We start from the raw sequence: 20,640 nt of genomic DNA on the forward strand, positions 1-20,640 counted from the left end.
GTGATATTTATGACTGAATATTTAAGTGTTTCCACATTAACAAAATATATTAAATATAAATTTGACCAGGACCCTCACTTACAATCCGTTCTTTTAAAAGGGGAATTATCAAATTTTAAAAAACATTCTAGTGGTCACCTATATTTTAATGTCAAAGATAAAGAAAGTGTTATTAGCGCAATGATGTTTAAAGGTAATGCGACTAAGTTAACATTTGAACCTAAAGAAGGTGACGAAGTATTATTAGAAGCTCGTGTCTCTGTCTATGAAAGAAGAGGCAATTATCAAATATACGTTAATAAAATGCAACTTGATGGCATAGGAAATTTATATCAAAAATTAGAAGAATTAAAAAAGAAATTAACTAAAGAAGGCTTTTTCAATCAAAGTCAAAAGAAATTAATACCTAAATTTCCTAAGAAAATAGCGGTACTTACTGCTAGTACTGGCGCTGCAATAAGAGATATACATTCTACAATCAATAGTAGATACCCCTTAGTCGAACAAATTCACATAAGTACATTAGTACAAGGTACACAAGCTAAACAAGATATTATCGAGAAAATCCAATATGCTGATACACTTGATGCAGATACAATTATCGTTGGTCGTGGTGGCGGATCAATTGAAGATTTATGGAATTTTAATGAAGAAGAGGTCGTTAAAGCTATTTTTAATTGTAACACGCCAATTATTTCTGCTGTGGGACATGAAACTGACTTTACTTTAAGTGATTTTGTGGCAGATGTTAGAGCAGCAACCCCAACACAAGCCGCTGTCATCGCTACACCTGATCAATATGAGTTAATACAACAAATTAAACAGTATCAATTTACTTTAACAAGGTACATTAAGCAATACATTGACGCGCAAATAAAACAATTAAATCATTTATCTTCTTATTACAAATTTAAACAACCAAGTTTATTGTATGACCAACAAATTCAAAAACGTGATGAATTAGAGAAACAACTTAAACAATTCATTTCGAAAAGACTTGAGAGGGAGTCTCAACATCTCAAATTATTAGGACAAAGCTTCAATTTAAAGGTACTTAATCAGCAAATTAAGCAAAACAAACAGACTGTTACCCAACTACGTTCAAGAATGTCACAACTTATAACCAACAATGTAGCAACTTTTAAAGCCGAACTTAAAAATAAAATTGAAAACCTTAATAATTTAAGTCCTACCAATGTCATGCTTAGAGGTTATGCGATTGTTAATAAGGATGAAAACGTAGTCACTAGTACCCATAACTTAAAAGAAAATGATAAAATTTCACTAACGATGAAAGATGGAAAGATAGATGCAATTGTTGAGAAAGTAAGGTGGAAAGATGAGTAAAGAAAAGCAAAGCTTCGAAGATATGATGCAAGAATTAGAAAATATCGTTCAAAAATTAGACAATGAAACTGTTTCTTTAGAAGAATCTTTAGATTTATATCAACGAGGAATGAAACTTTCGACTGCTTGCGATTCAACTTTAAAAGATGCAGAAAAAAAAGTGAATAAGTTAATGCAAGAAAAAGCTGAGGAACAAGATAATGATGAAGGTAACAATGAGTAATTTAACTGTATTGATTAATAAAAATTTATATCAGTATATACAAAGTTCACCTCTAGATACTGACCTTGAAGAAAGTATGATGTATTCTCTTAAAGCTGGTGGAAAACGTATTAGACCTGTTTTATTATTGCTTACACTTGATATGTTAAATGAAGATTACAATAAAGGTCTTCAGAGTGCTTTAGCATTAGAAATGATTCACACATATTCACTCATTCATGATGACTTACCTGCTATGGATAACGATGATTATCGAAGAGGTAAATTAACCAATCATAAGGTTTTTGGTGAGTGGAAAGCTATACTAGCTGGTGACGCTCTACTCACTAAAGCATTTGAATTAATTTCAAACGATACTATTATTGAGGATGTAATAAAAGTAAAAGTTATCCAAAGATTAGCTAAAGCGAGTGGTCATATTGGAATGGTTGGTGGTCAAACTCTAGATATGCAAAGTGAAAATCAATCTGTCACTTTAGATACATTAGAAACCATCCATAAAACTAAAACAGGAGCTTTGCTTAATTTCTCTGTGATGTCTGCTGTAGATATTGCGCAAGCAGATTCAGTAACAGCTGATCTCTTAAATACATTTAGTCATCATTTAGGACTAATGTTCCAAATCAAAGATGATTTGTTGGATGTATACGGCGATGAACAGAAATTAGGTAAAGCTGTTGGTAGTGACGAGACAAATCACAAGAGTACCTATGTTTCATTATTGGGTAAAAATGGCACTGAGAAAAAGTTAAAACATCATAAAGATTTAGCATTGGGTTGTTTAAAGAATCTACCTAATCAATATGACCCTTCAAAACTCGTTGACATTGTAGATTTATTTTATAGTAGAGACCATTGATATATAACACAATTGGTGAACATTATCATCAATCGTTTTTTGTGTCATCTTTCATATACAAAAATTATTCACTCACAAATTTTAATATAATTAAATTTATACACCATGATAATAATTAATTTTTCACAATAGATACTGTAATTATACCTATTCTAAAATCTAATTAAAAAAATAATCAAATGGTGTTTAGTAGTAGTTATTAATGGCATGTGTTAAAATCATTGTATAAATATTCGTAACTAGAGGTGTTTATAGTGCCAAAAAAATCGGTGAGACATATAAAAATTAGAGAAATTATTTCGAACGAACAAATAGAGACACAAGATGAATTGGTTAAACGTTTAAACGAGTATGACTTAAACGTTACACAAGCAACAGTTTCCCGAGATATTAAAGAATTGCAGCTAATCAAAGTACCTGCACCAACAGGACAATATGTTTATAGTTTACCTAATGATAGAAAGTATCACCCACTTGAAAAATTAGGAAGATACTTAATGGATTCATTTGTAAATATAGAAGGAACTGAAAACTTACTTGTTCTTAAAACACTCCCAGGAAACGCTCAATCCATTGGCGCTATTCTAGACCAAATTGATTGGGAAGAAGTTCTAGGTACAATTTGTGGAGATGATACATGTTTACTCATTTGCAGAGATGAGGCGGCTAGCGAAGAAATTAAAACACGAATTTTCAATTTATTATAAGGATGCGATAAATTTATGTTACAAACCTTATCAATAAAGCAATTTGCTATTATAGATGAACTTGAAATCAACTTTTCAGACGGGCTAACCGTGATGAGTGGTGAAACAGGTTCAGGAAAATCAATTATCATAGATGCTATAGGACAATTAATTGGAATGCGTGCGTCTTCAGATTATGTACGTCACGGTGAGAAAAAATCAATTATTGAAGGCATTTTTGATATAGATGAGAGTAAAGATGCCATCAGTATTCTTCAAGATTTATCAATTGATATTGATGAAGATTTTCTATTAGTTAAAAGGGAAATTTTTAGCTCAGGTAAAAGTATTTGCCGCATCAATAATCAAGTCGTTACACTTCAAGATTTAAGAAGAGTAATGCAAGAATTACTAGATATCCATGGGCAACATGAAACTCAGTCATTACTTAAACAAAAATATCATCTTCAACTACTTGATGATTACACGGAAGACCAATATTCCAGTTTACTTCAAGAGTACCAGGATACTTTTAAAAGATATAAGTACAAACGTAAGGAACTAGAAGAATTAGAATCCGCAGATCAAGCATTACTCCAAAGGCTAGATTTGATGAAGTTTCAACTGGAAGAACTTACTGAGGCTTCACTTAGAGAGGGAGAAGTAGCTCAACTTGAAGCAGATATTAAACGCATTCAAAACTCTGAAAAATTAAGTCTAGCATTGAATAGTGCCCACCAAGTTCTTACTGACGAAAATGCCATTCCTGACCGTCTATACGAGTTAAGTAGTTATTTGCAATCAATTAGTGACATTGTTCCAAACAAATTCGAAAAACTAAAAGAAGATGTTGATCAATTTTATTATGTGCTCGAAGATGCTAAACATGGATTATACGATGAAATGGCAAATACTGAATTCGATGAACAAATTTTAAATGAATATGAATCAAGGATGAATTTATTAAATAATTTAAAACGTAAATATGGTAAAGATATTTCCGATCTCATCGCATATCAAAGCAAGTTAGATAATGAAATCAACAAAATTGAAAATTATGAACAAAGTACAGCTCAATTAAGAGAAGAAATCAGCAACCTTTACACTGAAGTTCAAAACGTAGGTAAACAATTATCTAAAGAACGTAGACGAGTTGCAAGGGAATTAAGAGATCATATCATTTCTGAAATACAAAATTTACAAATGAAAGATGCTAATCTAGAGATTTCTTTTAAACCATTAGAAGAACCTAACCTTGAGGGTATTGAATTTGTTGAATTTTTAATTAGTCCTAATAAAGGAGAACCGCTTAAAAGCCTTCATAAAATTGCCTCTGGTGGAGAGCTATCCAGGATTATGTTAGCGCTCAAAAGTATTTTTGTTAAATCAAGAGGACAAACTGCAATACTTTTCGATGAAGTAGATTCAGGCGTTTCTGGACAAGCCGCTCAAAAAATGGCTGAAAAAATGAGAGATATCGCTAAGTATATACAAGTCATTTGTATTTCACACTTACCACAAGTCGCTTCTATGAGTGACCATCATCTACTTATTAGCAAAACTTCTTATAAGGATAGAACTACTACTCAAGTTAAGGAACTGCTAAATAATGATAGAATTGATGAGGTTGCTCGTATGATTTCTGGTGCTAGTGTTACCGATTTAACTCGAGAAAACGCTAAAGAAATGATTGCACAAAATCATGAAAATTAAGCTTTCCGATTTGTCATTAATTTGAAATTTATTAAATAAAATAATTGATGTAAAATGAATGAGTATTATAATTTAACATAAGTAATCGCATATTTAAATTAAGAATCAACTGGAGGACTAAAGTACAAAACGTAATTTTGTATTTTTATTCTTCTAAAAATTTAAGGAGTAAGACCATGTCAGAAAAACAATATGATTTAGTCGTCCTTGGCGGAGGAACTGCTGGATACGTAGCGGCTATCAGAGCCTCTCAATTAGGTAAAAAAGTAGCTATAGTTGAAAAATCTTTATTGGGAGGTACATGTTTACATAAGGGTTGTATACCAACAAAAGCACTTTTAAAATCAGCTGAAGTGCATCAAACTATTAAAAATGCTAGTAATTTCGGATTTGATGTGCGCGATTTCAAAATAAATTTTGACAAAATATTGCAACGAAAAGATGAAATTGTCAAACAAATGCATAAAGGCGTTAATCACTTAATGCAAAGTAACCACATAGATATCTTTAACGGTATAGGAAGAATTTTAGGAACTTCAATATTTTCACCTCAAAGTGGTACGATTTCAGTTGAATATGAAAATGGGGAATCTGATCTTATTCCAAATCAATTTGTACTCATAGCTACGGGGTCCAGACCTAAATCATTGTCATTCATTAATTTTGATCACGATAAGATTCTGTCTAGCGATGATATCTTATCGTTAAATTCATTACCTCAAAGTCTAGCCATTATAGGCGGTGGAGTCATTGGTTTAGAATTTGCCTCGCTCATGACTGATTTAGGAACTTCTGTTACTGTCATTGAAGCCAATGAGCGTATTATACCATCTGAGAGTAAACAGATTGCTACAATATTAAAAAGAGAATTATCCTCACGTGGCGTTCGATTTTATGAAGATATAGAGTTAGATGAAAATAGTATCCAAAAATCTGATGATGGTGTTACAATTCATTTTGGAGATCAACTTGTAGAAATCGAAAAAGTTCTCATATCTATCGGTAGACAAGCAAATACAAATGATATCGGACTCAATAATACGAAAATCAAAACAGATGAAGCTGGTCATATTATTACTAATACATTTCAACAAACCGAGGATAAACATATATATGCTGCTGGTGATTGTATAGGTAAGTTACAATTAGCCCATGTAGGTTCTAAAGAAGGTATTGTAGCGGTGGAACATATGTTTGAAGAGACTCCTATACCGTTAAATTATGACCTGATGCCAAAATGTATTTATACATATCCTGAAGTAGCATCAATTGGCAAAAGTTTAGAGCAAGCTAAAATTGCTAATATTAACGCGCGTAGCTACAAGGTATCTTTTAAAGCAATTGGCAAAGCGTTGATAGACGATATGACTGAACAAAAAGGATTCTGCGAGATGATTATTAATCAAGATACGGATGAAATTATTGGTCTAAATATGATAGGACCTCATGTAACTGAATTAATTAACGAAATTTCGTTACTGCAATTTATGAATGGCTCTTCTTTAGAACTCGGTTTAACAACTCATGCACATCCTTCATTATCAGAAGTACTAATGGAATTAGGATTAAAAGCTGAGGGTAGAGCAATTCACATATAGTAGGAGGGAAAATAATGATAGATTATAAGTCTGCAGGCCTCATTGAAGAAGACCTCAAACATATTTACAAATGGATGGACTTAGGAAGAAAGATTGATGAAAGGTTATGGTTACTTAACCGTGCTGGTAAAATACCATTTGTTGTGAGTGGACAAGGACAAGAAGCCACTCAAATTGGTATGGCATATGCGATGCAAGATGGAGATATTTCATCTCCTTATTATCGTGATTTAGCATTTGTTACATATATGGGAATCTCACCATTAGATACAATGCTTTCAGCTTTTGGTAAGCGTGATGATATCAATTCAGGCGGAAAGCAAATGCCATCTCATTTTAGTCATAAGGCTAAAGGAATTTTATCTCAAAGTTCACCTGTAGCTACTCAAATACCACATTCAGTGGGGGCAGCACTTGCCTTAAAAATGGACAAAAAACAAAATATTACAACTGCCACAGTTGGAGAAGGAAGTTCTAATCAAGGCGATTTTCATGAAGGACTTAATTTCGCAGGTGTACATCAATTACCTTTTGTTTGCGTTATTATTAATAATAAATATGCTATCTCTGTACCAGATTCTCTACAATATGCAGCTGAAAAACTTTCAGATCGTGCTTTAGGTTATGGTATATATGGAGAGCAAGTTGACGGCAATGATCCAATTGTTGTTTATAAAGCTATGAAAGAAGCTAGAGAACGTGCACTTGCTGGCAATGGGCCGACATTAATTGAAGCAGTAACTTCTCGAATGACTGCGCATTCATCAGATGATGATGATCAATATCGCTCAAAAGATGAAAGAGATTATTTGAAAGAAAATGATTGCAACATTAAATTTAAAAACTATCTATTAGAATTAGGAATAATTGATGAACAATGGCTATCTGTTTTAGAACAAGAACATAAAAAAATCATCAATCAAGCAACTAAATCAGCTGAAGAAGCGCCTTATCCTGGTGTAGAGGAAGCTTATTTACACGTTTATGAAGAGGGAGGACAACATAATGGCTAAATTTTCCTACCTAGAAGCGATACATCAAGCTCAAGATTTAGCATTAGAAAAATATCATAATACCTTTATTCTAGGTGAAGATGTAGGTAAAAAGGGGGGCGTTTTCGGTACAACACAAGGCTTACAAGAGAAATATGGTTTAGAGCGAGTAATTGATACACCTTTAGCGGAATCTAATATCATTGGTACAGCAATTGGAGCAGCAATGTTAAACAAAAGACCAATAGCTGAAATTCAGTTTGCTGATTTTATTTTACCAGCAACTAATCAAATTATTAGTGAAGCTGCTAAAATGAGATATCGTTCAAATAATGATTGGAGTTGTCCCCTTACTATTAGAGCACCATATGGAGGTGGCGTACACGGTGGATTGTATCATTCTCAAAGTATTGAAAGTATTTTTGCGTCGACACCAGGTTTGACTATCGTGATTCCATCATCCCCATACGATGCTAAAGGACTCTTGCTATCATCAATTGAATCAAATGATCCAGTACTTTATTTTGAACATAAAAAAGCATATCGTTTCTTAAAAGAAGAAATTCCTGAAGATTATTATACAATTCCATTAGGTAAAGCAGATATTAAAAGACCCGGTGAAGATATTACAGTATTTTGTTATGGCTTAATGGTTAATTATTGTTTACAAGCAGCTGACATATTAGCAGAAGATGGTATCAGTGTTGAAGTAGTCGACTTAAGAACAGTGTATCCTTTAGATAAAGAAACAATTATTGGTAGAGCACGTCAAACTGGTAAGGTTCTCCTTGTAACTGAAGATAATCTTGAAGGAAGTGTTATGTCAGAAGTTTCAGCGATTATTGCCGAAAATTGTTTATTTGATTTAGATGCACCAATCATGCGTTTAGCTGCACCTGATGTACCTTCAATGCCATTTTCACCTATTTTAGAAAATGAAATTATGATGAGTCCAGAGAAAATACAAGAAAAAATGCGTAAACTTGCAGAATTCTAAGGAGGATGTCAATTGGATATTAAAATGCCTAAATTAGGTGAGAGCGTACATGAAGGAACAATAGAACAATGGTTGGTATCAGTTGGTGATCAAGTTGATGAATATGAGCCACTTTGTGAAGTAATTACTGATAAAGTAACTGCAGAAGTGCCTTCTACAATGGCAGGGACAATTTCTGAAATAATTGTTAAAGAAGGAGAAACAGTAAGTATTAATTCAATTATTTGTAAGATTGATTCACAAAATGAGAATCAACCAACAAGTGTTAAAGAGAAAAATAATAACAATCAAAACCAATTAACTAAAGAAATTACTTCTAAATCAGAATCAAAACCTAAAAATAATGGACGATTCTCTCCAGTTGTCTTCAGGCTAGCTTCTGAACATAATATAGATCTAACACAAGTACATGGAACAGGTTTCGAAGGTCGTGTAACTAAGAAAGATATACAAGATGCTATTGATAACCCAGAGTTAGTTAATCATCCCACAACTAACGATGAGATGATTAAAAACACTAATATTTCATCAGCAACTACCTCAGAATACACTAACAAGTCAAGTCTTGTTGATATCTCTATAGCTCAACAAAGTTCATTACCTGTTAAAGGAGTGCGTAAAGCTATCGCACAAAACATGGTAACGAGTGTGACAGAAACCCCTCACGGCTGGATGATGGTTGAAGTCGATGCAACTAATTTAGTTAAGACAAGAAATTATCATAAAGCATCCTTTAAGCAAAACGAAGGATATAATTTAACATTTTTCGCATTCTTTGTTAAAGCTGTTGCAGAAGCCCTTAAAGCAAATCCACTTCTTAACAGCACTTGGCAAGGTGATGAAATTATTATTCATAAAGATATTAATATCTCAATAGCAGTTGCAGATAATGATAAATTATATGTACCAGTCATTAAAAATGCAGATGAAAAATCTATCAAAGGTATTGCACGTGAGATTAATGAATTAGCTCATAAAGCTAGACATGGGCAACTTAGTCAACAAGACATGCAAAGAGGTACTTTCACTGTAAACAACACTGGTTCATTCGGCTCTATATCATCTATGGGAATTATTAATCACCCTCAAGCTGCCATTTTACAAGTCGAATCCATAGTTAAAAAACCTGTTGTTATCAATGATATGATTGCAATTAGAAGTATGGTTAACTTATGTATTTCTATTGATCATCGTATTTTAGATGGTGTTCAAACTGGACAATTTATGGATCATATTAAAAATCGCATTGAACATTACACTGTTGAGAATACAACTATTTATTAATATGAATCAGACAAATAGAACTTTATAAATCATTTTTAAAGACCTCATAAAGATTTAAAACTGTTTCACATCCTTTTCGGGGCCTTTAATATACCTAAATTTAAAAATAATTACTAATACATGATTCTGAAGTCCGTTTTGATATTGATGAATCTTTAATCAAGCTTGTTGAACAATAATGAGTTAATTAGTAGAATAAAAGAAGCAAATTTAACATTGAAATGAAAGGTGACCGATAATGGATTTAAATTTTGATTTATATACGAACGGTGTTGTTGAACAAGCGCGTAATGAAATTGAAAATGCTGGCTACGAACAATTAACTACTGCAGACGAAGTGGATAAAGTTTTACAACAAGATGGCACTTCTCTTGTCATGATTAATTCAGTATGTGGGTGCGCTGGAGGAATCGCTCGTCCAGCAGCAGCACACGCCTTACATTATGATAAATTACCAGAACGTTTAGTTACAGTTTTCGCAGGACAGGATAAAGAGGCAACTCAACAAGCTAGAGATTACTTCGAAGGTTATGCACCATCTAGTCCATCATTTGCATTAATCAAAGATGGTAAAATTACCGAAATGATAGAGCGTCATCAAATAGAAGGTCATGAAGTTATGGATGTCATTAATCAGTTGCAAGATTTATTCGAAAAATATTGCGAAGAAAGATAAGAGGTCTTTAACCCATGTTTAAGTTAAATCCTTATAAAATTGGATTTAGGACCATTAAAACTGCTGTGGCAATGACTCTTGGAGTCATTATTTGTAAACTATTAGGATTAGACAACTATGCTTCTAGTGCAATATTAGTCGTGTTATGTATTAAACATACTAAGATACATTCAGTTCAGGCTATTAGCTCTTGTTTGGTTTCATGTTTGCTTATTCTATTTTTAGGTTCAGCTATATTTAATTTATTAGGTCAACATGCCTTAGTTTTAGGTTTAATTGTTCTGTTATTCATACCGTTAACTGTAGTTTTAAACGTACAAGAAAGAGTTATTACTAGTTGTGTTATCTTACTTCACGTTTTTAATGCTAAAGCAATTAATGGTCATCTTATTTTAAATGAAATTATGTTGTTAGCAGTTGGCTTAGGGATTGCTTTTGCCATGAATTTGATGATGCCAAGCTTAGATAAAAAGTTAAATCAATTTAAAACTGATATTGAACATCAAATTACGGACGTTTTTAATGTTTTTAGTCAAGCTTGTGCGCTTCAAAAAGAGCACTTAGATATCAAATTTGACGCTTTATTACTGAATATTAGAAAAGTAAAATCATTAGCTTTTAGAGATGTAAAAAACCATTTTATTAGAAACGAAAATTCATACTATCATTATTTTGATATGAGAGAAAAACAAGTTGAATTGCTTAAAAGAGTGACCTATCTTCTCGAAAGGATTGCCACTCATGATCCAATTCTTAAGAACATTTCGCAATTAATGTCAGAGATAAGTAACAATGTTAATAGTAATGATTACACCGATTTGAGACTTCATTCACTCTATGAAATTCGTTTATCTCTTGATAAGTTACCTTTACCAAGATCACATCAAGCGTTAAATTCTCGTGCAAATATCATTCAGTTTTTAAATGAATTAGAAGAATATTTAAATCTTAAATCTCAATTTGGTTCTTTAAGATTGCATAGTGAAATATAAATTAAACCGTTACAGTTTTCTAGTTAAAAAGAAAACATGTAACGGTTCTTTATTAATTCATTAATGGAACTAAACTAGTTAAAAGTAAAGCTAATACTACTGCAACTAACATTACAACAATGATGATACGTAAAACTTTATTATTCAATTCTTAATTCCTCCAAATAATATATCAATTCAGTGATAAACACTTTAAATTCATACATTACAAAACGCATGTAAGCATCTTAAATTTATATTAATAAAATTATATACTTAAAATAATACCTTTTAAAATCTACTTTTATAAAATAATCTTATATGATTTATAACATTAAAGCAATCAATTTATTTTTGATAAACTATAAAGTCAGTTATTATATAGTTATATATGAAAGGGGCTTAATGATTGATGATTAACAAAGAGCGGATAATACATACATTTTTAGAATTGGTAAAAATCAATTCAGAAACTGGACACGAACAAACGATTCAACCAATTTTAAAAGATAAGTTTGAAAATTTAGGGTTACAAGTTTTAGAAGATAATGCATCCAATCAAGATGGATTAGGCGCCAACAATTTGATTTGTACGTTACCAAGTAATATGACTGATAAAAATATTCCTAAACTTTATTTTACAAGTCACATGGATACTGTTGTACCAGGTATAAATATAAAACCAGAAGTAAAAAAAGATGATTATATTTATTCAGATGGTACAACCATATTAGGCGCTGATGATAAAGCTGGCTTAGCCGCTATTCTAGAAACCATTCACAGCATAAAAGAACATCAATTGTCTCATGGTCAAATTCAATTTGTCATAACTGCTGGAGAAGAATCAGGCTTGTTAGGGATAAAAGCAACTGATACAAATCTTTTAGATGCTGATTTTGGTTACGCGGTTGATGCAAGTAAAGACGTAGGAACAACAGTTATAGGCGCACCTACTCAAGTAAAGATTTATACAACAATAAAAGGTAAAACTGCTTATGCTAGCACACCTTCAAAAGGTATTAGTGCAATTAATATTGCCTCTAAAGTAATTAGTCGCATGAATTTAGGGCAAGTTGATGCACTTACTACAGCTAATATTGGTAAATTTCACGTAGGTTCTGCAACAAACATTGTAGCTGACGAAGTCGTATTAGAAGCAGAAGCAAGATCTCATAACGAAGAAAGTATCGAGCGTCAAGTACAACATATGAAAGATACGTTTGAAATGACTGCTTCAGAGTACGGTGGTGAAGCACAGGTAGTGATTGAAAAAAGCTATCAAGGATTTAAAGTTAATGAAAATGATAAAGTAACACAAATTGCAAAGGCTAGCGCATTGGCATTAGGTCTAAAAGGAGATACGTGTATTGCAGGAGGAGGCTCTGATGGTAGTATCATGAATCAATATGGCATACCTTCTGTTGTACTTGGTGTAGGTTATGAAAACATTCATACAACTTCTGAAAGAGTATCTACTAAAGATTTATACATGTTAGCCAATCAACTTCTTAAAATTATTGAGCTTGTAACTGAATAAAGCACGCTTTTTTAATTGTTAAGATGCGTTTTATGTTACAATATTATTGAAAATTTTTGAACAAGAGAGGTAAGTAATATGACACAACAAATTGGAGTAGTGGGTTTAGCTGTAATGGGTAAAAACCTTGCTTGGAACATCGAGTCACGCGGTTATAGCGTTTCAGTTTTTAACCGCTCAAGACAAAAGACCGACGAAATGGTTAAAGAATCAGAAGGTAAACAAATTCACCCAACATACTCTTTAGAAGAATTTGTAGAATCTTTAGAGAAGCCTCGTAAGATTTTATTAATGGTTAAAGCTGGGCCTGCTACGGACGCTACAATAGATGGTTTATTACCTTTACTAGATGACGACGATATTTTAATTGATGGTGGAAATACAAACTATCAAGATACAATACGTCGAAATAAAGCTTTAGCTGAGAGCAGTATTAACTTTATTGGTATGGGAGTTTCAGGTGGAGAAGTTGGTGCTTTAACTGGTCCATCATTAATGCCTGGTGGACAAGAGGCTGCATACAACAAAGTAAGAGATATATTAGATGCCATTGCTGCAAAAGCTAAAGATGGTGCATCATGTGTGGCTTATATCGGACCTAACGGAGCTGGTCACTACGTCAAAATGGTACACAATGGTATAGAATATGCTGATATGCAACTCATTTCTGAGAGTTATGCCATGATGAAAAATTTATTAGGTATGTCACATGATGAAATTTCTCAAACATTTAAAGATTGGAATGCAGGGGAACTTGAAAGTTATTTAATTGAAATTACTGGTGATATCTTCACTAAATTAGATGATGATAACGAAGCTTTAGTCGAAAAAATCTTAGATACTGCTGGACAAAAAGGTACCGGTAAGTGGACTTCTATTAATGCATTAGAATTAGGTACCCCATTAACAATCATCACAGAATCTGTATTCACTCGTTTTATTTCTTCTATTAAAGAAGAACGTATCAATGCTTCTAAATCTTTAAATGGCCCAATAGCTTCATTTGATGGTAATAAAAAAGAATTCTTAGAAAAAATCCGTAAAGCATTATATATGAGTAAAATATGTTCATATGCACAAGGCTTTGCTCAAATGCGAAAAGCTAGTGAAGATCATAAGTGGAATCTAAAACTTGGTGAATTGGCAATGATTTGGCGTGAGGGTTGTATTATACGTGCACAATTCCTTCAAAAAATTAAAGATGCTTATGACAATAATTCGGAATTACAAAACTTATTATTAGACCCTTACTTCAAAAATATTGTCACAGAATATCAAGATGCATTACGCGAAGTAGTAGCGACAGGTATTAAAAATGGCGTGCCAACACCTGGTTTCTCAGCAAGCATTAACTATTATGATAGCTATCGTTCAGAAGATTTACCAGCCAATCTTATTCAAGCTCAACGTGATTATTTTGGTGCGCATACTTATGAACGTAAAGATTGCGAAGGTATCTTCCATACACAATGGGTTGAAGAATAAAAACTTCATATTTTCAAGAGCCTGGGACACCTATCAATGTCTCAGGCATTTTTTACGTATTGGCAGTCGATAACTGAATTAAAAATGCGCTTATATTAAACATTTTTCAACTACAGTCTAAGACCACAATATAGAGAATTTCATTTAGAAATTCTACAGACAATACAAGTTGAGGTTCGGAGCCAAGACAATGAATTCAATACAAATTCTATCCCTACTAATAATTTTAAATAAGATGTAAACGTTTGCAAGATTTACTTTAATACTTTGCAACAATATTTAATATTAAGTATTTATTATGCTAAAGATGTATAATGTTTTAAAAAATAAGTTGGTTAATCACCATTAATCGATATACATTTTTAAATATAATATTCTAATCTTTTTATCTTAAGGTATAAAAAATGTCTAAAAAAGTGATTAGCAAAGGATTGTCAAATAAAACAATAATATTAATCAAAACTAACATTTTGGGAGTAAACTAAATGAACAAACGATGGTGGAAAGAGGCAGTAGCATATCAAGTTTATCCGCGAAGTTTTAACGATAGCAATGATGATGGAATAGGTGATTTACCTGGCTTAATTGATAAACTAGACTATCTCAAAGATTTGGGTATTGATATCATATGGTTAAGTGCTATGTACAGATCACCGAACGATGACAATGACTATGATATTAGCAACTATAAAGAGATCATCGATGAATTGGGAACTATGAATGATTTTGATCAACTGCTTGAAAACCATTATCAACGTGGTATAAAATTAATTTTAGATTTAGTCGTTAACCATACTTCAGATAAACATCCATGGTTTATCGAATCTAAATCTAGTACAGATAGTCCAAAACGAGATTGGTACATTTGTGCAGATCCTAAAGCTGATGGTTCTGAACCTAATAATTGGGAAAGTATATTTAATGGTTCAACATGGACGTTTGATAAAAATACTCAGCAATATTATTTCTATTTATTTAGTAAAAAACAACCAGACTTAAATTGGAATAATCCCGAAGTCCGTAAAGCTGTCTTTGAAATGATGAATTGGTGGTTTGAAAAAGGTATTGATGGCTTTAGAGTTGATGCAATTACTCACATTAAAAAGACATTTGAAGCAGGTGATTTACCAGTACCTCCAGGTAAAACCTATGCCCTAGATACGAACCAACCAGGCATTCAAACATGGCTTCAAGAGATGAAAGATAATTCCCTCAGTCATTATGACCGTTGGAGAAGCCAACGGGGTAACTCCCGATAATGCTGAAGAATGGGCAGGCAAGAAGATAGGCAAATTTAACATGATATTTCAATTTGAACATTTAGGTTTATGGCGTACCAGTGATACTCAGTTTAATGTGAAAGCTTATAAAGAAATTTTAAATCGATGGCAAAAACGTTTAGAAAGAATAGGGTGGAATGCTTTGTTCATTGAAAATCATAATCAACCAAGAAGTGTGTCGACTTAGGGTGATGATACTAAATATTGGTATGAATCAGCTACAAGTCATGCTGTGACTTACTTTTTACAACAAGGCACACCGTTTATCTATCAAGGACAAGAAATCGGTATGACCAATTATCCTTTTGAAAGTATTGAAACTTTCAATGATGTAGCTGAAAAAAATGAATATCATATTGTTAAAGAACAGGGTGGAGACATTAATCAACTTTTAAATAAATACAATATGGAGAATCGTGACAACTCGAGAACACCTATGCAGTGGAATGATACAAAGAATGCTGGATTTACTAACGGTAGACCATGGTTCCCAGTAAATCCAAATTATAAAGTAATCAATGTTGAAAGACAACGTCATGATAATCATTCAATCCTTCAATTCTATAAAAAGCTGATACAATTAAAAAAATCGGATGATGTCTATACATATGGTACATTTAACATGATGGATAATCATAACTCTAAGCTTTTTGCTTATACACGCAAGCTCAATGATAAAACCGCTTTGATTGTAGGTAATTTAACTGATCAAATGGCTTCATTAGAACTACCATTTGAATTAAATGATACCGCTCAAGTTAAGCTACATAACTATCAGCATAATAAAATAGATATTAAACATGTGAAACCCTACGAAGATTTCGTACTAGAGCTATAAAATTTCTCAACTTAACAAAGGTTTGTTAACTAAATTGACGTCAAGAATAGTTGATAGCTTTAAAAATCAAATGAATCCAAAATAAAAAGGTAAAATAATGCATGAACGAATACTGCATTATTTTACCTTTAGTTATTTTATCGTTATTGTCTTTTTAGTCTTCATAATCATAAACTTCTTGTTGAATAGGCAACCATAATTGAATTTTAGTGAACGGGTCGTTAAAAGAAATATCTAACGGATAGATTTCAACATACAAACTATTGCGTTCATATGGCAGTGTTAATTGCAAACTTGATTCAATATAATACCAGGCTTCATTCGTTGCATAGTCTATTTCACCTTGTAAATTAAATGTTGCATAACGACGACCAGGTAGAAATCTACTTTCTAAATGTGCAGGATAACGTTCGCTCGGTACACCTACGAAAATTTCTAAGCCTTCATCTAGTGGACAACTTACTACAAATAATTCAAATGGGCTAACATCATTGTAACGTTTAAGTTCTTTAATATGTCCATCTACAAGTAGATCTTCTAAGAAATCAGGGATATTAAATGAATGTGATAAACGCTGTGTGGGTATAAATCTAGAATAGCCCACAAGTGATACATCATTTGTTTCTTGAAGTCTATATGTATATGGAGCTCTCTCAGTAGTAGATAATTTAATATACAATCTTTCTTGAATTTTTAGCTCATCTTTTTTTGTCGTAGCCTGAAGCGGTGAGATACCATGAAAATCACTAAAGTCATTAGCAAACTCATTAGAATTAGCATAATGATATTTCTTTGCTACATCCATTAAACGACTAGCACCATGAATTACATCATTTGCTGCAATAGTCATTCTTCTAGCACGTGCGTAATCTTCGGGAGACTGACCAACAATCATTTTAAATGATTGGTCTAGATGATATGGCGAAAGACCAACGTAATCACTTAATTCTTGCAAATTAAACGGCTCTAATAGACGATCTTCAATGTATACGATTGCCTGTTGTATTTGCTTGGTAACGTCCAAAACTTTCACTCCAATTAATTTAAATCATAGTCTTTATTGTACATTATTTTTTAAGAATATACATCTTAAAGATAATTAATTTAATATATAATAAAATGCGAATGCTTATAGTTAAATGTCTATGTTCAAATGATTTTATACATGACATGATAGAATAAACTATAATCATTCACATTAATTAAATCTTTCAAAGATTCTACTTCTATTGAATATCATCCCACCAATGATTGCCATCACGACTGAGTAATAAATCACTTTCAAGGGGGCCATTTGTACCCGATTCATAATTAGGGAAACATGGTTCAACCATTGACCATTCTTCTTGAATTGCATCAACAAATTTCCATGTTGATTTTAATTCTTCCCAGTGTGTAAAGTTCGTTGCGTCACCTTTAAGACAATCAAACAAAAGATTTTCATAGGCGTCTACTGTATTCATTTTATCTTGAGCACTCATCGCATAAGATAATTGTACAGGTTCAGTATCAATACCTTGTATATTCTTTTTAGCGTTCAAATGTAGAGAAATTCCTTCATTGGGTTGAATATTAATGACAAGCAAATTAGAATCAAGTAACTTATCTGTTTCATAATATAGGTTCATAGGAACTTCCTTAAATTCAACGACAACCTGAATGGTTTTAGATTTCACACGTTTCCCAGTTCTAATATAAAAAGGAACGCCAGCCCATCTAAAATTATCTATCGTTAGTTTACCAGATACAAATGTAGGCGTTACAGAATCTTCAGCAACACGGTCTTCTTCACGGTAAGATTTAACTTCTTTATCATTAATCACACCCGCGCCATATTGACCTCTTACGAAATTCTTTCTTACTTCTTCAGGCTTTAATTGTCTTAGCGACTTTAACACTTTTACTTTTTCTGCGCGGATGTCTTCACTATTTAGACTGATAGGTGCTTCCATGGCAAGTAGTGCAACCATTTGTAACATATGATTTTGTACCATATCTTTCAATGCTCCGCTTGACTCATAGTATCCACCACGATCTTCAACACCTAATAGTTCTGATGATGTCACTTGAATATTTGAAATATATTTATTGTTCCAAAGCGGTTCAAACATTGCATTAGCAAATCTTAATACCTCAATATTTTGTACCATATCTTTACCTAAATAATGGTCAATTCGATATATTTCTTCTTCTTTAAATGAACGTCTGATTTGATTATTTAAAGATTCAGCTGACTTTAAGTCACTTCCGAATGGCTTTTCAATAACCAAACGCTTGAAACCTGTTGTGTTCGTTAATCCTGACGACTTTAAATAAACTGAAATAACACCAAAGAATTGAGGTGCCATTGCTAAATAGAAGAGGCGATTGCCACCTAAACCAAATTGCGAATCTAATTGACTACTAAATTGTAGTAATGATTTGTAACTTTCTTCGTCACTGACATCTGTTTTATGATAAAAAACATGCTCCATAAAGCCATCAATTTTATATGTATCTTTAACGTGTTTTTGAATTGATGCTTTTACTTGGTTACGAAATTCATCATTCGTATAATCTCGACGTCCTATGCCAGTAATTGCAATATGTTCATCTAAATTATCTTGTTGATATAAATGGAATATAGAAGGGAATAACTTTCTGTGACTTAAATCACCAGTGGCACCGAATATTGTAATTAAACAAGGGATATGTTTACTTTTAGTACTCAAGATTAAAACCTCAATTCTTAAATAGATATATGATGAAAGATAGTTTACTCAACTATAGATAATTTGTTATTTAAGTCTTTAACTATAATTCTATTAGAGACAAGTTTACTGATGTATAAATGATTACGTCATCTTCTACCTGTCGCATCTATAATGCTTTTATTTTTATTAAATATAACATTATACTGGATTATTATATTATATGATATTCATCACTTATGGTCATCATATTTGCTTGGAATTAAGCACAATTTATTTTTTGAAAAATTAATATCCTATTAAATGGGTGAGTTATATAACAGAAATAATAATGTATGTTACGCCACAATCGTATTAAGTAACAGCGTCATTTAAATAGACTTATCAAAAATAATACTCTGCATATAGTTTTAATATCACAGACACTTCTATTCTATTTCTTAATATAGAAAATGTCATTACATATGATAGAATAATTAAAGAGAAGGAGGATCATGCATGGAAGTTACATTTTTCGGTACGAGTGCAGGGTTACCGACTAAAGAAAGAAACACACAATCAATCGCTTTAAATCTAGAACCCTTTTCAAATTCAGTTTGGTTATTTGATGTAGGCGAGGGCACACAACATCAAATTTTACGTCACTCTATTAAGTTAGGAAAAATTGATCACATATTTATTACCCATATGCATGGTGATCATATTTTTGGTCTTCCTGGATTGTTGACAAGTCGTTCTTTTCAGGGTGGAGAAAACAAACCACTCACTTTAATCGGACCTAAAGGTATTCAAAATTTTATCGAAACATCCTTAAAATTATCTGAATCACATCTTAATTATCCAATTACATATATTGAAATTAACCAGCAATTAACTTATCATCATAAAGGCTTTACAGTACAAGCTGAATTACTTAATCACGGTATTACATCATATGGTTATCGAATTGAAGCACCAACCACACCTGGTACAATAAATGCTGATGCTTTAAAAAATATCGGTTTGGAACCTGGACCCAAATATCAAGAAGTAAAGCTACAAGATACATTTGAGCAAAATGGTTTTATTTATAAGTCTGATGATTTTAAAGGTAAGGCTAAACCTGGACCTATTATTAGTATATTTGGAGATACCAAACCATGTGAAAATGAAAATGTCATAGCCAAAGATGCCGATATTATGATTCATGAGGCAACTTATATAGAAGGTGAAAAGACACTTGCAAATAATTATCACCATAGTCACATTGATGATGTCTTTAAATTAATCGAACGTGCAAATGTAAGCAAGAGTCTTATTACACATATTAGTAATAGATATAACATGGAAGATGTTGAACTCATTTATAATGATTTAAAGTCAAAGTCTGGTATACCTCAGTTTTACTTTGTTAAAGACTTTGATACTTATAAGATTTAAATAAACGCTTTTCTCCCTTATAATATGAGAGAGAAAAGCGTTTTT

At 32.2% G+C, this 20,640-nt stretch carries 17 protein-coding genes and 1 pseudogene; 15 read left to right on the forward strand and 3 right to left on the reverse strand.

Annotation, left to right across the window (positions count from 1 at the left end; all coding sequences use genetic code 11):
* The first annotated feature begins 9 nt into the window (after positions 1–9).
* The 11 genes from xseA to DYE57_RS06250 all read left to right on the forward strand — a co-directional run bounded on the left by xseA (position 10) and on the right by DYE57_RS06250 (position 11,367).
* Entirely contained in the window at positions 10–1,347 is a 1,338-nt protein-coding gene (xseA, locus tag DYE57_RS06200; protein ID WP_115313293.1) for an exodeoxyribonuclease VII large subunit, read from the forward strand.
* On the forward strand, positions 1,340–1,570 hold the full coding sequence (locus tag DYE57_RS06205; RefSeq protein ID WP_115313294.1) for an exodeoxyribonuclease VII small subunit: 231 nt from the start codon (positions 1,340–1,342) through the stop codon (positions 1,568–1,570). Before xseA ends, DYE57_RS06205 begins: the two co-directional genes overlap by 8 nt.
* Complete coding sequence (locus DYE57_RS06210) at positions 1,548–2,429, forward strand: polyprenyl synthetase family protein (protein ID WP_185802531.1); 882 nt, start codon at positions 1,548–1,550, stop codon at positions 2,427–2,429. Before DYE57_RS06205 ends, DYE57_RS06210 begins: the two co-directional genes overlap by 23 nt.
* Before the next feature lie 254 nt (positions 2,430–2,683).
* Positions 2,684–3,136 carry a transcriptional regulator AhrC/ArgR gene (gene ahrC, locus DYE57_RS06215; protein ID WP_115313296.1) on the forward strand — a complete coding sequence of 151 codons (453 nt, stop codon included), beginning with the start codon at positions 2,684–2,686 and terminating at the stop codon, positions 3,134–3,136.
* 15 nt (positions 3,137–3,151) lie between these two features.
* On the forward strand, positions 3,152–4,828 hold the full coding sequence (gene recN / locus DYE57_RS06220; protein ID WP_115313297.1) for a DNA repair protein RecN: 1,677 nt from the start codon (positions 3,152–3,154) through the stop codon (positions 4,826–4,828).
* Between the two features lie 176 nt (positions 4,829–5,004).
* A complete protein-coding gene (gene lpdA, locus DYE57_RS06225) occupies positions 5,005–6,426 on the forward strand; it encodes a dihydrolipoyl dehydrogenase (RefSeq protein WP_115313298.1) in 1,422 nt (473 codons plus the stop codon).
* Between the two features lie 14 nt (positions 6,427–6,440).
* The gene (locus DYE57_RS06230; protein WP_115313299.1) at positions 6,441–7,439 is read left to right on the forward strand and encodes a thiamine pyrophosphate-dependent dehydrogenase E1 component subunit alpha; all 999 of its coding nucleotides are present in this window, start codon (positions 6,441–6,443) and stop codon (positions 7,437–7,439) included.
* Positions 7,432–8,415, forward strand: a complete 984-nt coding sequence (locus DYE57_RS06235; RefSeq protein WP_115313300.1) for an alpha-ketoacid dehydrogenase subunit beta — start codon at positions 7,432–7,434, stop codon at positions 8,413–8,415. The genes DYE57_RS06230 and DYE57_RS06235 overlap by 8 nt, the downstream gene beginning before the upstream one ends.
* A gap of 12 nt (positions 8,416–8,427) precedes the next feature.
* The gene (locus DYE57_RS06240; protein WP_115313301.1) at positions 8,428–9,699 is read left to right on the forward strand and encodes a dihydrolipoamide acetyltransferase family protein; all 1,272 of its coding nucleotides are present in this window, start codon (positions 8,428–8,430) and stop codon (positions 9,697–9,699) included.
* 238 nt (positions 9,700–9,937) lie between these two features.
* Positions 9,938–10,375, forward strand: a complete 438-nt coding sequence (gene brxB, locus DYE57_RS06245; RefSeq protein ID WP_115313302.1) for a bacilliredoxin BrxB — start codon at positions 9,938–9,940, stop codon at positions 10,373–10,375.
* A gap of 14 nt (positions 10,376–10,389) precedes the next feature.
* The gene (locus DYE57_RS06250) at positions 10,390–11,367 is read left to right on the forward strand and encodes an aromatic acid exporter family protein (protein ID WP_115313303.1); all 978 of its coding nucleotides are present in this window, start codon (positions 10,390–10,392) and stop codon (positions 11,365–11,367) included.
* 52 nt (positions 11,368–11,419) lie between these two features.
* Here the strand turns inward: DYE57_RS06250 and prli42 are convergent, their stop codons facing one another.
* On the reverse strand, positions 11,420–11,515 hold the full coding sequence (gene prli42 / locus DYE57_RS11855) for a stressosome-associated protein Prli42 (RefSeq protein WP_165417878.1): 96 nt from the start codon (positions 11,513–11,515) through the stop codon (positions 11,420–11,422).
* A 243-nt stretch (positions 11,516–11,758) separates the two neighbouring features.
* Here prli42 and DYE57_RS06255 point away from each other — a divergent pair, with 243 nt between their 5' ends.
* The 3 genes and pseudogenes from DYE57_RS06255 to DYE57_RS06265 all read left to right on the forward strand — a co-directional run bounded on the left by DYE57_RS06255 (position 11,759) and on the right by DYE57_RS06265 (position 16,486).
* Positions 11,759–12,883 (forward strand): M20/M25/M40 family metallo-hydrolase, encoded by a 1,125-nt coding sequence (locus DYE57_RS06255; RefSeq protein WP_115313304.1) that lies wholly within the window; start codon positions 11,759–11,761, stop codon positions 12,881–12,883.
* A 78-nt stretch (positions 12,884–12,961) separates the two neighbouring features.
* A complete protein-coding gene (gndA, locus tag DYE57_RS06260) occupies positions 12,962–14,368 on the forward strand; it encodes an NADP-dependent phosphogluconate dehydrogenase (protein ID WP_115313305.1) in 1,407 nt (468 codons plus the stop codon).
* A 485-nt stretch (positions 14,369–14,853) separates the two neighbouring features.
* Positions 14,854–16,486 (forward strand): annotated as a pseudogene (locus DYE57_RS06265) (glycoside hydrolase family 13 protein).
* Between the two features lie 154 nt (positions 16,487–16,640).
* On the opposite strand, the gene DYE57_RS06270 reads toward DYE57_RS06265, so the two are convergent.
* Both DYE57_RS06270 and zwf read right to left on the reverse strand, forming a co-directional pair.
* On the reverse strand, positions 16,641–17,510 hold the full coding sequence (locus DYE57_RS06270; protein ID WP_165417877.1) for an AraC family transcriptional regulator: 870 nt from the start codon (positions 17,508–17,510) through the stop codon (positions 16,641–16,643).
* A gap of 202 nt (positions 17,511–17,712) precedes the next feature.
* Positions 17,713–19,197 carry a glucose-6-phosphate dehydrogenase gene (gene zwf, locus DYE57_RS06275; RefSeq protein WP_115313307.1) on the reverse strand — a complete coding sequence of 495 codons (1,485 nt, stop codon included), beginning with the start codon at positions 19,195–19,197 and terminating at the stop codon, positions 17,713–17,715.
* 477 nt (positions 19,198–19,674) lie between these two features.
* On the opposite strand from zwf, the gene rnz reads away from it, so the two are divergent.
* Positions 19,675–20,595 carry a ribonuclease Z gene (rnz, locus tag DYE57_RS06280; RefSeq protein ID WP_115313308.1) on the forward strand — a complete coding sequence of 307 codons (921 nt, stop codon included), beginning with the start codon at positions 19,675–19,677 and terminating at the stop codon, positions 20,593–20,595.
* Positions 20,596–20,640: the final 45 nt, after the last annotated feature.

Origin of the sequence: Staphylococcus saccharolyticus, assembly GCF_900458815.1 — a bacterium.
GTDB lineage: Bacteria > Bacillota > Bacilli > Staphylococcales > Staphylococcaceae > Staphylococcus > Staphylococcus saccharolyticus.